This is a genomic window from Oscillatoria sp. CS-180 (assembly GCF_028330965.1).
In the GTDB taxonomy this organism is placed as follows: Bacteria; Cyanobacteriota; Cyanobacteriia; order Phormidesmidales; family Phormidesmidaceae; genus Halomicronema.
Window position 1 is genome coordinate 81,968 of sequence record NZ_JAQMUB010000089.1, and the last position, 13,163, is coordinate 95,130.

The following is a 13,163-nucleotide window of genomic DNA, read 5'->3' on the forward strand; positions in this document are numbered from 1 at the left end:
GGTAGACTATTCAATGCGAAAGGCATCTTCAATGTAATCCACCAGTGAGAGCAGAGATTGGTCCACGGTTTGCTGCCACAATGCTCCCACGACTTTGCCCGGTGCCACTAGCGCCACATCGAAGCGGCACGGCAATTCTTCATATCCTGAGTGGCTTAACAGAAACGCTTGACCACTGCGCCACAGTTTTCGCTGCTTCTGCAAGGTCAATGCAAGTCTGCCGCCCTGATCCAAGCTACCTCGCTGACGAGTTTTGACTTCCACGAAGGTGAGGCAAGCTTGCGATCCGGCTCGACATGCCACAATATCTAGCTCTCCCCAACGGCAGTGCCACTGTCGGGTCACAATGCGCCACCCCTGACGTCGCAGCCATTCAGCAACTATCGCTTCTCCGCGATCGCCCAATTGTTTTTTTAGAGTTTGAGCCATCGCCAAAGGCCGATACCAGAAACGCTACCCATAGAGTACCCAGGCTACCAGGGGGCTATTGGACAAGTCCCTGTAGCGGCCTGCATTTAAGTCAAACACCCCCCATTTCCTGTTCCTATTCCCTGCTCCCTTAAGACCCTGAGATGGACTTAACCAAGCTGCACAGGACTATAACTCTTAGCGGTATCGAGCGAGGAGAGCTAGCATGGTCCTCATTCGACTCCCAGCCACGGCAACCGCGCTAAATCTTCAAAGGTAGTCTGGCGCTCTTTCTCTAGCTCGGCAATGCGACGTTTCTCGGCGTAAACCTGGGACTGATAGTAAACTTGTTGCTCGCTGGAAGTGGTGCAGTCACCATCACTCCAGAGCTGAAGAAAGTGTCGATAGCGGCGCTCACAGCGAGTTTGTTCTAGACAGGCGATCGCCGCGCGGATGACCAACGAGGAGCGCAACACGTCGCGATAGCCCTTTTCGTCGAGGTAAAATAGGTGCTGGGTTTGGGCCAAAGCGGGCGATTCAGCGGTGCGATCGCGCAGCCAAACCACTAGGTCTTTGGGGGCAGCATCCGTTTGGGTCCGCACTGTTTGCCACAGCGTTAGGTGATGGGAAAAGCTGAACTGCAAATCTCGCTTCTCCAGCGCTTGCAATACTTCGCTGCGATGTTCGGAGCTGTGGATAAAAACGCGCAGTAGGGCGGCTTCGGCTTCTTCAAGGGTGCTAGTTTGGGTAAAGGATAACGCCGGACGCGACTGACTGCCCGCAGGCGATCGCCGCTGCCGGCGCACCTGCACAATCAGGTTTTCGGCCAGCAGCGGGACGAGCCGAGCGTCCCCATTGCTGAACAGCTCTGCACACTGGCGGACGTAGTGAGTGCGAGTATCGGCATTGGCGATCTCGCTCAGCAGCGCCACGATATCTTGGGAGGAGGCTTGAAACTCATCGGCTTGAGACAAGTCACGACCCTGCACAATTTGCTGAATCTGCCAGTCAATCCAGAGGGGAGCGGCTTTGAGCAAAGCTGCGTATGCTTCGATGGGATAGTTTTGCAGGTATTCATCCGGGTCCTTGCCGTCGGGAATGTTGAGCACTCGCAACTGGACATCGCCCCGATAGGCCATCGCTGCCACTTCGCCAATGGCCCGCTGCGCCGCTTTGACACCCGCAGCATCCGCATCAAAGTTGAGGATGATCTGCTTCGACTCGGTGTATCGCAGCAGCTGTCGTACCTGATTGGCATTCAACGCAGTGCCCAAGGAGGCAACGGCGGTGGGGCTGCCAGCGGCATGAAGCGCAATCACGTCGAAGTAGCCTTCAACAACGACGGCCCGGTCTGCCTGAGCGATCGCCGTACGGGCTTTGTCTAAACCGTAGAGCACTTGCCCTTTATCAAACAGCTCTGTCTCTGGGGAATTGAGGTACTTGGGCTTATCTTCATCGGACAAAGCCCGCCCCCCAAAGCCAATCACCCGTCCGCGAATGTCGTGAATGGGAATCATCAGGCGATCGCGGAAGCGGTCATAGTAGCCATTACCAGAAGACCGAGGCACGATTAGTCCAGCTTGCTCGACTAACGAGACTGGATAGTGTTTCTGGTCAACCAGATAGCCATACAGCGTCTGCCATCCCCCCGGCGCATAGCCCAGCTGAAACTGCTGAAGGGTGTCCAGTGTTAAGCGCCGTTGGTCTGTGAGATACGCAAGGGCTGCGGCTCCGTCTGACTGGTGCAGCGCATGTTCGAAAAAGCTGGCCGTGACGGCGAGAATCTCATAGAGCTGTTCCCGTAAGGTGAGCTGCCGTTGGAGTTCCTGACGCTTTTCGGGCTCTAGCGTTTGGACCGGCACCTGATAGCGCTTGGCCAGGTCTAGCACCACATCTGAGAAAGACCGCTTGCCCAACTCCATCAGGAATTTGTAAGCATTACCGCCTGCCCCACACGAAAAGCAGTAGTAAAACTGCTTGCTGGGGCTGACGCTGAAACTAGGGGATTTATCCTCATGGAACGGGCATAAGCCCACGTAGTCTTTGCCCTGCTTTTTTAGGACAACATGTTCGGAGACAATGTCGAGGATATCAGCGCGGTCGCGAACTGCAGCAATGGTATCGGGATGGAGGCGGGGAGTATGCATCAGGGCTGGAGGGAAACCGCTAGAGACAGCGTTTACTATACTAGTTAACCGCTAGCACTAGGGTTCTCCTGCAAAAAAGCTTTATCACAAGAGGAAGCAAGGGGCAACATTCAATCGGTCTAGGACACCCTTGAGCCTTTTCAGCCGACCACAGCCAAACCGCCATGGCTATCACAACTTACACCCCATCCCTAGCGCAAGGTGACTTCAAGTGTAATATGTTTCAGTTCATCTGAATTATACCGTCAGTGTCTTTCTCGTTCGCTTGCCGGTCTTTTGTTGTAGTGCTCTTCTCTCTTGCGGCTCTCCTGTCCTCGCGCTTTTTCAGCTAATGCAGCTCCTCGCTCTATTGGCTGGTCACGCTTTGGCACCTTCCCGTTGCTGTCTAGCGAGGAGCCAATAGGAGACAAAAAGGCCCAATAGTCCTCCCAGCTAGGCGTTGCCACAAAGCTCGCTTCTAGAGAAAAGATGCCATCCGTTGTTTGCAAGTTGCGCGTCCCAAATTGAGGATTGCGATAGAGGTCGAGCGATCGACCAGACGCATTGCCCAGCTTCACATAGGTCGAGGCGGCAAAAAAGGGTAGATCAGGTAGCAACAGTTGCTCACCATCCCACCCATTTCTCTGAAGCGATTCGATCGCCCGATGCAGCTCTCGATGAGCCTCATCCCAAGCAAAAGACTGACTGGCCTGTTCCCGTCCCTGAGACATGAGCGTTAGTAGAGTTGTGTGAATCGCTTTGCCGTCTTGAAAGGGTAAGACAGCGAGGTAAGCGATCGCAGACAGCCTCATCTCATCTTCCGCAATAAAGGTTAGCTCTGTGCGACGGTTGGTGAGTTGGATCTCTGGCGGACAGGAAAAAACGGCACACCCTTTGGCAATGCGCTCATAGAAGGCTGCCAAAGCAGTATTGGCTTCCCAAGTCAGTGCCGTATCGACGACGATTTTGACTTGAGGAGGACGCTGGTTCAGAAAGGTGTGAACGTCAATGCCAGCATTGAAATATCGGTGTTGGGTCTGGTCGGCCAGTGGACTCAGATCGATCCAGTCGCAAACAATGTCAATCGTTTGCACATCATAAGCAATGATGCCGTACATCTGGGCACCCGTCAGCGTGGCTCCTGAAAGGTCAGAGCCGACACATCGCACCCGTCGCAGGTTACTGCGACTCAGATCCGCATGAACCAAGATGGTTCCTTCCAAAATCGCGCCTTCCAGTTGAGCACCCGTGAGATCGGCCCCGCTCAGCTTGGCATCGGTCAAATCAGCATCACGCAGGTCAGCTCCACTAAGGTTAGCCCACCGGAGATTCACACCCCGAAGATTGGCCCCGCTCAAATCGGCTCGCTGCAGATTAGCATGGCGTAGCTCTGCTGCCATCAGCGAAGCACCGTTCAATTTGGCGTGTTCCAGGTCAGCGGAGTTGGCCTGAATATTGGTGAGGTTGGCCCCCAACAGGCTGCTGTGGCGCAAGTTGCCGTGGTTGAGATTAGCGCTATCAAGATTCGCCCACCGCAGACGCGCTTCCCGTAGGTCAGCTTCTTGCAGATTGGCATTCGTCAGATCCGCATTACTCAGGTCCGCCCTTAAAAGCTCTGCCCGAATAAGCGATGCATTAGTCAAGTTAGCACCAATCAGGACGGCACGAATCAGGTTGGTTACATTCAGCTGCGCCCGTTGCAAGTCAGCTTGACTAAGATTGACGCCGCTCATTCGACTAACGTTTAAGATAGCCCCACGTAGGTTGCTATGACTGAGGTTGGCCGTACTTAAGTTGACCACCTTCAAACTGGCTCTCTGTAAAACAATGTGGGACAACTGAGCGCCAGACAGCGCACATTCGTTTAGCACACTGCCAGAAAAGTCCCGCTCTCCCTCGGCATATTTTTGAAGGAGGGTTTCTGCCGTACTTGAGGAGGATAGCTTCATAAACCAACATCACGTCTCGATAAATCAGACTTCAACAAGAAATTTGTTGTTTTCTAAAATGTTTGGCTGTTATAGCCGTTGCCAGTTCCGTTAGGACAAGACGGCAAGCCATCTGGCTATACCGCTAAGCACCCGAATGCTATTGGGTGCGCAAGCCTAGAGGGCTCAAGCTATAAAAAGCCATGTCCTGATGGTTGATGACTCGCACCTAACAAAAAAACTCAATGAAAAAGACAACAGGGTTTTTACGTAAATTAATTGGCTATGTCAATTTCTCGCAAGAAGGCAATAGAGTTTCCACTGAGGTTAACCCTTAGTTTAAACTGCGGCGGTGACGTCCAATGTGATTTTGAATCAGTCCCAAGGGTGATTTGTGAGCTGGTTTAACTAAGACGCCATCACTGCCTGCTCTGCTTTAGACTGAAAAGTCTCTTGGCAGACTTGCTGTTGTTCACCCCTGGATTGTCCACGTTATGAAGATTGGCATCGTTGGCCTGGGACTGATTGGTGGTTCTTTAGGTTTGGACTTTACACGCCTAGGTCATCAGGTTGTGGGAGTGGCTCGACGTCAGGCAACCTGTGAAGCGGCGATCGCCCAAGGAGCCGTTCAGCAAGCATCTATGGACCTCCAAGCCTTAAGTAATGCCGACATCATCTTCATTTGCACCCCGCTCCATGTCATTGAGTCAACGGCGATCGCCCTGGTGCCCCATTTATCGCCTCAAACTGTGTTGACGGATGTCGGTTCCGTTAAAGGCACGATTGTGGATGCCGTCACTCGCCACTGGCCTAACTTCGTGGGCGGCCATCCCATGGCAGGCAAAACAGAAGTTGGTATTGAGGTTGCCGAGCCCCATCTATTTGCCCATCGGGCTTATGTCATCACGCCAACAGCACAGACGCCACTGGCAGCCGTGGATCGTCTTGCAACGTTAGCTCGGGATATCAAAGCGGTTGTCCACACGTGTTCTCCAGCCATTCACGATCGCGCAGTTGCCTGGATTTCTCACCTGCCGGTCATGATCAGCGGCAGTCTAATTCAAGCTTGTTTGCAAGAACCTGATCCGCAAGTCAGAAAACTGGCTCAACAGTTTGCCAGCTCTGGCTTTCGAGACACCAGTCGTGTTGGTGGCGGTCACCCCGATTTAGGGTTGCTAATGGCCAGCCATAATCGCCAAGAAGTGCTGCGATCGCTAACAGTTTATCAGCAGCAAATTCAGCAGCTCATGGCCTGGATCGAAGCGGAGAATTGGGAGGCGATCGCGGCTCAGCTGACGGAAAATCATCACGTTCGGCCTGCCTTTACTCAATCAGCACCGGCTCCTGATACAGCAGAGCCGTAAAGGTAACCGTCGATCCTAGCCCTTCCCCCATGCTGACGAACTGTACAACACCGCCCATAGCCTCAATGAGCCGTTGAGAAATCGCTAGTCCTAAGCCCGTTCCGCCATACTGTCGTGTGCGTTCTCCATCAACCTGACTGAAGGTTTGAAAGAGCCGATCCTGCTTCTCCAAAGAAACCCCAATTCCCGTATCCGCGACGCTGACCCTAACCATGCCGGGCCATTCTTGGTTTTGAAACTGGACCTTCTTCGACCTCAATTCCGCTGTAATCGTAATGCTGCCCTCATGGGTGAACTTAATGGCATTGCTGACAAGATTGAGCATGACCTGTAGCAGCCGCTGATAGTTACCGTTGACAATAATTTCGTCCCGGGTCGCCGGCAAATTGATCGTGAATTCTAACCCTTTTTGTTCGGCCTGAGGTCGTGTAAAGTTCTCCAAATCGGCAAAAAGATCACTCAGCTTGACCCGTGACAGATCAATTTGCATCTTGCCAGCTTCAATTTTGGCAATATCTAAAACGTCATTGATTAGGTTGAGCAAATGTAGGGCCGACTTGTGGGCCTCTTGCAAAAACTCTTCCTGCTCATCCGGATCATCTGCCATGCCGTCTAGAATAAGCCGCAAAAATCCGATCATGCCGTTCAAGGGTGTCCGCAGCTCGTGAGACGTATTGGCCAAAAACTCACTCTTCAAGCGCGAAGCCTCTTCCGCTTGCTTCCGGGCTTCTTCTAATTCATGATGCTTTTGTAGAAGTCGCTGGTTAGCTGTCTGTAATTCGTCCGCTAGGCCCTGAGCATCTCTGAAGGAATGGGCGTGGGCGATCGCAGTTCCCACCTGATCCATAATGTCTTGAAACAGTGGGTGATGCAGACTATTCCACCCATGGTCAGACAGTGACTTCAGAATCACGACGCCATTTGGCTCACCTTGATGATGATTGGCTACAACCAAATAGCTCCCCTCAGTTTCTGCCCCACCTAGCCCATCAGTGACGAGCGGTTGCCTAGATCGAATCGCTTTTTTCAAAGCGGGATAATCGTTCAGCAATAGCATTCCTGCTGGCGGAGAGTGGTCCGCATGGGGCGCAATCGTCGCCGTGACAAACACCTCCGGTGCACGAGACTGATAGGAGCAAAACGCACCCCAAACCAGGGGAAAAATATTCGCCAGATCTTCTAACGTTTGTCGCCAGATAGTTTCCAAATCAAGCGTGCGGCGAGTATTCCAAGTGAGCTGAGTGAGGGGTGATCGCGCCTCATCCTCTCCCAGCGATTGATCACATGCAGACTCAGTATTGACCTGCACCACCTGCATCGTTCCGACCCACTGCTGCGCCCGATTGTTCGCTTCTATGGGGTGTATCTGGACAAGGCCCTCAATGCAGCAGTGGGCAAATCGTAGCTGCCACGAACCATCAGCAACCGTTGAACGATTATCGCAAAAATCGAAATGATGGAGATCAGGCGCAACGACGAGCTGAGCAAGGGACCGGCCAACCCACTCCGACAGATCGAGATCGTATTGCTTTGCCGACGGCCACCCTAAGCTCAGCAGATGCCCTCGCTCATCGATCCAAAACAGTAGCGGAGGTGCGGTTGTCAATGGACAAGAAGACACGTTCTCCATATCGGTGTAGCTGGTCTGAGCAACGTCAGAACCATAATGCGCTTGCACGGTTGAAGTTGATTGGTTGGAAGGGGGCATTGCCGGGTAGAAGCCTACATATGCGTTACAAAAGCACCCAAAGTTTTTGACCGGGCGATCGCAAACTGTCTTATCCGGACGGATTATCTATCGAAAGAGTGCCCGCTCTGAGACCGCTGATCGAAAAATTTCACAAAGGAATACATTCATTCAATGCTGAGCTGTCGATGGTCTCTTTCAGCAAATAGACCGGAGAATTCGATCGCTAAATCAAATCAGTCCTTATTGTGGGAACCAATGCGACTTTTTGAATGTGATGATCATCACCACGGGAGCCGAAAGGGCTGAAAACCCTGAGTTACGGTGAAGTAAAGGACTTTCTGCTTGACCTTTGGAGAAACAACATTTCCTGTGAAGACTCACCAATTTCTTTAAACTCGTCTGTTCACTCTGGCCTTCGGGTTAATTCCTATTAAAATTAGGTAACAGATTTTTAGAAAATCATTTTTATGACCGACGTACCCGTTTCTAGAATTCGCAATTTTTGTATCATCGCCCACATTGACCACGGCAAGTCAACGCTGGCGGATCGTTTGCTGCTTAAAACGGGCACGGTGAGCGATCGCGATATGAAAGACCAGTTCCTGGATACGATGGATCTGGAGCGGGAGCGAGGGATCACCATCAAGCTCCAAGCGGCGCGGATGAACTATACCGCCAAAGACGGTGAAGACTATGTCCTAAATCTGATTGATACGCCGGGACACGTTGATTTTTCCTATGAGGTATCGCGATCTCTGGTCGCCTGCGAGGGGGCTTTGCTTGTGGTCGATGCCTCTCAAGGGGTAGAAGCGCAGACCCTGGCGAACGTCTATCTGGCGATCGAGCATGATCTGGAAATTATTCCGGTCCTCAACAAGATTGACCTGCCGGGAGCGGATCCTGACCGGATCAAGCAGGAAATCGAAGACATCATCGGACTGGATTGCAGCAGCGCGATTCTGGCCTCCGCCAAAGAGGGCGTCGGCATCGATGAGATTTTGGAATCCATCGTGTTTCTCGTGCCGCCGCCTCAAGAAACCCTTGAGAAACCGCTGCGAGCACTCATTTTTGACAGCTATTACGATCCCTACCGGGGCGTCATCGTCTATTTCCGAGTGATGGATGGTGTTCTACGAAAGGGCGACACTGTGCGCTTGATGGCCTCTAAAAAGGAATATTCCATTGACGAACTTGGGGTTTTATCTCCGAATCAGATTCCTGTGGATGTCCTTCATGCGGGCGAAGTGGGTTACTTCTCAGCGGCGATTAAATCAGTGGAAGATGCGCGGGTGGGCGACACGATTACCCTAGTCAAAGAACCAGCGGAGGAACCACTACCCGGATATGTGGAAGCCAAGCCGATGGTCTTCTGCGGCCTGTTTCCCACCGATTCAGATCAGTATGAAGATCTGCGGGACGCTCTGGAGAAACTACGCCTCAGCGATGCGGCTCTGCAATATGAGCCGGAGAATTCAAGCGCGATGGGCTTCGGTTTCCGCTGCGGCTTTCTTGGTCTTCTGCATATGGAGATTGTGCAAGAGCGGCTGGAGCGAGAATACAACCTGGACTTGATTACGACCGCACCGTCAGTCATCTACCGCGTCAAACTCATTGACGGCTCAGTGGTTGAAATTGATAATCCCAGCACGCTGCCGTCCCCTCAAGAGCGCGAATCGATCGCGGAGCCGTATGTGCGGGTCGAAATGATTACCCCCGAGGACTACGTCGGCGCTTTGATGGAGCTTTGCCAGAGTCGGCGGGGTGACTTCAAAGACATGAAGTATCTGGCTCAGTCGAGAACGTCTTTGGTGTACGAGTTGCCACTAGCCGAGGTGGTCACCGACTTTTTTGATCAACTCAAGTCGCGATCGCGGGGCTACGCCAGCATGGAGTATCACCTCACCGATTACCGCGAGAATCATCTGGTGCGACTCGATATCCTCATTAATGGCGAACCTGCCGATCCCCTAGCCACCATCGTCCACCGCGACAAAGCCTACTATGTCGGTAAAGCGCTGGTCGAAAAGCTAAAGGAATTGATTCCCCGCCACCAGTTCAAAATTCCCCTCCAAGCCTCTATCGGCAGCCGCGTGGTTGCCAGTGAGGCCATTCCTGCCTTACGAAAAGACGTTCTCTCCAAGTGCTATGGCGGCGACATCTCTCGAAAGAAGAAGCTGCTGCAAAAGCAAGCCAAGGGTAAGAAGCGACTGAAGGCGATCGGGACGGTGGACGTGCCACAGGATGCCTTCATGGCAGTGCTCAAGCTGACTTAAGCTTAGATTCTTGATTTAGAAAACTGTCCTCCATTTATGAAGGTTCAAACAGCCCAGCTTAGTTACTTCAAAAGATTTAGAGATTTGTCGCTTGACTTTACTGATCCTGAAACAGGCTTGGCAAAGAACCTCGTACTTTTGGTTGGTATTAATGGGATTGGCAAATCTTCAATTCTTCAAGCAATTGCCGCGACCGTTGGAACTGCATGTGGACGAATAAATCATCCCGAAGAACTAAACTGGCCTGGATTCAATTGGGAGGTCTCAGATAACAATTGGAGTGGCTTCAATTCACGAGTCGATTTGGCCATTGAGTTTTCTACAAACGAGATAGAAGCTACCCGTAGCTTTTCCGAAGAGATTGGCTCTGACAAAGAGAAGTGGACCATACCTTCTACTCGGCGGGTCGTTCAGCTCCATTTAACCAAGCCAAATGTCAGGGCAATTTCTCCTGATGGTAAAGAAGCACTATTTCAATTGAAAGGTAGAGAGTATGCTAAGCAGTTAGTCAGACATCGCGGATTTAAAGTTCTTGAACAGGTCGGAACGGTTCTTTGGTATACCGAGCAGCGGACTTCTACAAGTCTGACGCCTGAAGATCCAAGGCGAGAAATTGACCTCACTCAGGATGTTCTGCGAGATAGGCTTTCAAAATGGAGACAGTTCCATCAAAGTTTAACTTCTGGTCAAATCAAAGAACTTCGGCCAGGACAGAAGGACTTGTACAAAGAGATTGAGAGCGCTTACCAGACAGTATTTCCAAGCAGAATTTTCGAAGGACCTGTCCCAAGACAAAACATTGACGATTTTCTTGAGGAACCCTGGTTCTATTTATCTGATGGAGAACGTCAATACGAAATCTCAGAAATGTCTGGCGGTGAGAGAGCTATTTTTCCAATACTGGTCGATTTTGTAAGATGGAATGTTCATAATTCCATTGTTTTAATTGACGAGTTGGAGCTGCACTTGCATCCGCCTATGCAACAAGCTTTTCTGCGATCTCTACCCAGCTTAGGCAAGAATAATCAGTTTATTATCTCAACTCATTCTGACTATATAGAGGAACTCGTTCCTGATAATTGTGTATTCAGAATTGATAGCTAATCTATGAGCGTCATCGGCCAATCTTCCAAACTGATCTTTTGTGAAGGGAAACCCAAAGGGCTAGACGAACGTTTGTTACAGCAAATAGCGATTCCGGCTAATGCAGTCATCAAACCATCAGGCGGCAAACGAACGCTAGCGGTGTACGTTCAAGTAGAACTGGAAAAATACCCGCAAGGTTTAGCGCCGAATTACATCGCTTTCAGAGATCGTGACTTTGATGCTAGACCTTCGGATGAAGTGGCATTGATTCGCCCGTTTAACGACAAGAAGCCTGTTTACTATACCCATCGTGCCTGCATCGAAAATTACCTACTTAATGCCGAACTAATTCATACCTATTGGGAAGAGCAAGAACGAGAAGCCTTGAAATGGAGGCATGGTGCTTCTCCTGGTGTTGAAAATATTAATGATTGGATTGAGAGTTCTGCACGAGATATTGCCAACTATCAGACTATTCGTTGGGCTTTAGCAAGTCTCAAACCCGGCTTGAGGTGGCCAGAGGTCAAAAACACTTGGACAAAGGGCGATGGCAAGCTACCTAATGCATTAGACTTTACAAGCTGCTTTGATCAAGGTAAGCGAATAGTTGAAGAGTTCAGACAACAAATTGTTAATGTTAATCTAGAAAACTTCGATCAAAATGTTCAGGGTTACAGAACTTTATTTGGCGACGGCGGATTTTGGGAGAGTAAAGACTACCTTGTATGGTTTCATGGAAAAGATATTCAAAAAGCCATGCAAATTAAACAACCCAATTCGATTTCTCTCCAGAAATCATACTTTGATTGGGCCATATCACGGATCGATTTTTCACGACATCCCGACTTGGAAGAGCTGAAGTTACTCATTTAGTGTTTGCCAGGGACTGTGATTGTCAGGGACTGTGAATCGAAGATCTTGAGCATCTATGAAGAAGCACTTTAACTTGTTCCTATTGACAATGCTGAGTCTCATTGGCTCGTTGATGGGTTGTAATCCTCAGGAACGATCAGCCGAACAATCAAATTCATCGTCAGAAACCGTGACGATCTTGGGAACCTTGACGGGTAATGGAGAAGAGAAGCTGATGGCGGCGATCGCTCCCTTCACAGAGCGCACAGGCATCAACGTCGTCTATGAGGGAACAGACGCCTTTACGACTTTGGTTTCGGTGCGGGTGGACTCTGGGGATGCACCAGACATTGCTCTTTTTCCTCAACCGGGGTTGCTGTTGGACTTTGCTCGGCAGGGCGACCTCGTGCCCCAGTCGCGCTCGGTTCTAGAGCCAGCCTATGCCCCGTACTGGTTGGATCTCACCAGCGTTGATGGCAATCTCTACGGGGTTTGGATGCGGGCCGATGTCAAAAGCTTGGTGTGGTATAACCCATCGGAGTTTGAGGCGGCTGGGTACTCAGTCCCAACCACATGGGATGAACTGGAAGCCCTGACGGAGCAGATGATTGCTGATGGCAACACGCCCTGGTGCCTGGGCATGGAAAGCGGGACTGCAACGGGCTGGGTTGGTACCGACTGGCTAGAGGAAATTCTGCTCCGTCAAGCGGGTCCAGAGGTCTATGACCAGTGGGTGGCCAATGCAATTCCGTTCAACGATGCTGCGATCGTTCAGGCCCTGGAGACCTTCGGCACCATTGTGCAAGACCCGAATCGGGTCCGAGGCGGCACGGCGGCTGTTATTAGTACGCCCTTTGGCGATTCTCCGGCTGCTCTCTTCACTACACCTCCTGGGTGCTATCTGCATCGACAAGCCAGCTTCATTGCCGACTTTTTTCCCCAAGGCTTGGAACCCGGCTCTACGGTAGATGTCTTTGCTTTGCCACCCATCCAGCCTGAACAGGGCAATCCGGTATTGGTTGGCGGCATTGTCTATGCTCAGTTCAACGATACTCCGGCAGCGACAGCATTGATGGAGTACCTTGCCACTGAAGAGGCTCATACGCTGTGGGCGCAGGAAGACTACATCACACCCCATGAAGCCGTTGGACTGGATGCCTACCCCAACATGCTGACTCGCAATCAGGCTGCTGTTCTTAAAAACGCTGACGTCATTCGATTTGACGGTTCTGATTTGATGCCAGGAGCGATTGGTACAGGCACCTTTTGGACAGGCATGGTGGATTACGTGGGCGGCACAGATGCCGCAACCGTCCTGACCAAAATTGAAGACAGTTGGCCTGATACAGAGGCTCAGTAAGGGGGCTGGCGAATCCTAGCGTCGACACGCCGCATCCAATCAGAACGTCTTACACCACGCTACTTATAGCCCTGTG

Annotated in this window: 9 protein-coding genes; 5 read left to right on the forward strand and 4 right to left on the reverse strand. The window is 51.3% G+C overall.

All coding sequences use genetic code 11. The features are described 5' to 3' along the window. Positions 1-6: 6 nt before the first annotated feature. From PN498_RS23650 to PN498_RS23660, 3 genes are all read right to left on the reverse strand, one after another. Complete coding sequence (locus tag PN498_RS23650; protein ID WP_272065882.1) at positions 7-429, reverse strand: YraN family protein; 423 nt, start codon at positions 427-429, stop codon at positions 7-9. 212 nt (positions 430-641) lie between these two features. Beyond that, positions 642-2,555 carry a DNA primase gene (gene dnaG, locus PN498_RS23655; RefSeq protein WP_272065883.1) on the reverse strand — a complete coding sequence of 638 codons (1,914 nt, stop codon included), beginning with the start codon at positions 2,553-2,555 and terminating at the stop codon, positions 642-644. Positions 2,556-2,800: 245 nt separating this feature from the next. Next, complete coding sequence (locus PN498_RS23660; protein WP_272065884.1) at positions 2,801-4,483, reverse strand: pentapeptide repeat-containing protein; 1,683 nt, start codon at positions 4,481-4,483, stop codon at positions 2,801-2,803. A 473-nt stretch (positions 4,484-4,956) separates the two neighbouring features. Here PN498_RS23660 and PN498_RS23665 point away from each other — a divergent pair, with 473 nt between their 5' ends. Continuing rightward, on the forward strand, positions 4,957-5,826 hold the full coding sequence (locus PN498_RS23665; protein WP_272065885.1) for a prephenate/arogenate dehydrogenase: 870 nt from the start codon (positions 4,957-4,959) through the stop codon (positions 5,824-5,826). Here the strand turns inward: PN498_RS23665 and PN498_RS23670 are convergent. Then, positions 5,786-7,534, reverse strand: a complete 1,749-nt coding sequence (locus PN498_RS23670) for an ATP-binding protein (RefSeq protein ID WP_272065886.1) — start codon at positions 7,532-7,534, stop codon at positions 5,786-5,788. The genes PN498_RS23665 and PN498_RS23670 overlap by 41 nt on opposite strands. 449 nt (positions 7,535-7,983) lie before the next feature. Here PN498_RS23670 and lepA point away from each other — a divergent pair, with 449 nt between their 5' ends. The 4 genes from lepA to PN498_RS23690 are packed head-to-tail and all read left to right on the forward strand — an operon-like array spanning position 7,984 to position 13,087. Beyond that, a complete protein-coding gene (gene lepA, locus PN498_RS23675; protein WP_272065887.1) occupies positions 7,984-9,789 on the forward strand; it encodes a translation elongation factor 4 in 1,806 nt (601 codons plus the stop codon). A gap of 36 nt (positions 9,790-9,825) precedes the next feature. Continuing rightward, positions 9,826-10,893: an AAA family ATPase gene (locus tag PN498_RS23680; protein WP_272065888.1), complete on the forward strand. Its 1,068-nt coding sequence runs from the start codon at positions 9,826-9,828 to the stop codon at positions 10,891-10,893. A gap of 3 nt (positions 10,894-10,896) precedes the next feature. After that, positions 10,897-11,748, forward strand: coding sequence for a hypothetical protein (locus PN498_RS23685; protein ID WP_272065889.1), 852 nt, complete (start codon positions 10,897-10,899; stop codon positions 11,746-11,748). Positions 11,749-11,803: 55 nt separating this feature from the next. After that, positions 11,804-13,087, forward strand: a complete 1,284-nt coding sequence (locus tag PN498_RS23690) for an ABC transporter substrate-binding protein (RefSeq protein WP_272065890.1) — start codon at positions 11,804-11,806, stop codon at positions 13,085-13,087. Positions 13,088-13,163: the final 76 nt, after the last annotated feature.

Coding starts and splice junctions, on each gene's coding strand:
- PN498_RS23680 (WP_272065888.1), top strand. CDS start 9,826: ATGAAGGTTCAAACAGCCCAGCTTAGTTACTTCAAAAGATTTAGAGAT.
- lepA (WP_272065887.1), top strand. CDS start 7,984: ATGACCGACGTACCCGTTTCTAGAATTCGCAATTTTTGTATCATCGCC.
- dnaG (WP_272065883.1), bottom strand. CDS start 2,555: ATGCATACTCCCCGCCTCCATCCCGATACCATTGCTGCAGTTCGCGAC.
- PN498_RS23650 (WP_272065882.1), bottom strand. CDS start 429: ATGGCTCAAACTCTAAAAAAACAATTGGGCGATCGCGGAGAAGCGATA.
- PN498_RS23665 (WP_272065885.1), top strand. CDS start 4,957: ATGAAGATTGGCATCGTTGGCCTGGGACTGATTGGTGGTTCTTTAGGT.
- PN498_RS23670 (WP_272065886.1), bottom strand. CDS start 7,534: ATGCCCCCTTCCAACCAATCAACTTCAACCGTGCAAGCGCATTATGGT.
- PN498_RS23660 (WP_272065884.1), bottom strand. CDS start 4,483: ATGAAGCTATCCTCCTCAAGTACGGCAGAAACCCTCCTTCAAAAATAT.
- PN498_RS23690 (WP_272065890.1), top strand. CDS start 11,804: ATGAAGAAGCACTTTAACTTGTTCCTATTGACAATGCTGAGTCTCATT.
- PN498_RS23685 (WP_272065889.1), top strand. CDS start 10,897: ATGAGCGTCATCGGCCAATCTTCCAAACTGATCTTTTGTGAAGGGAAA.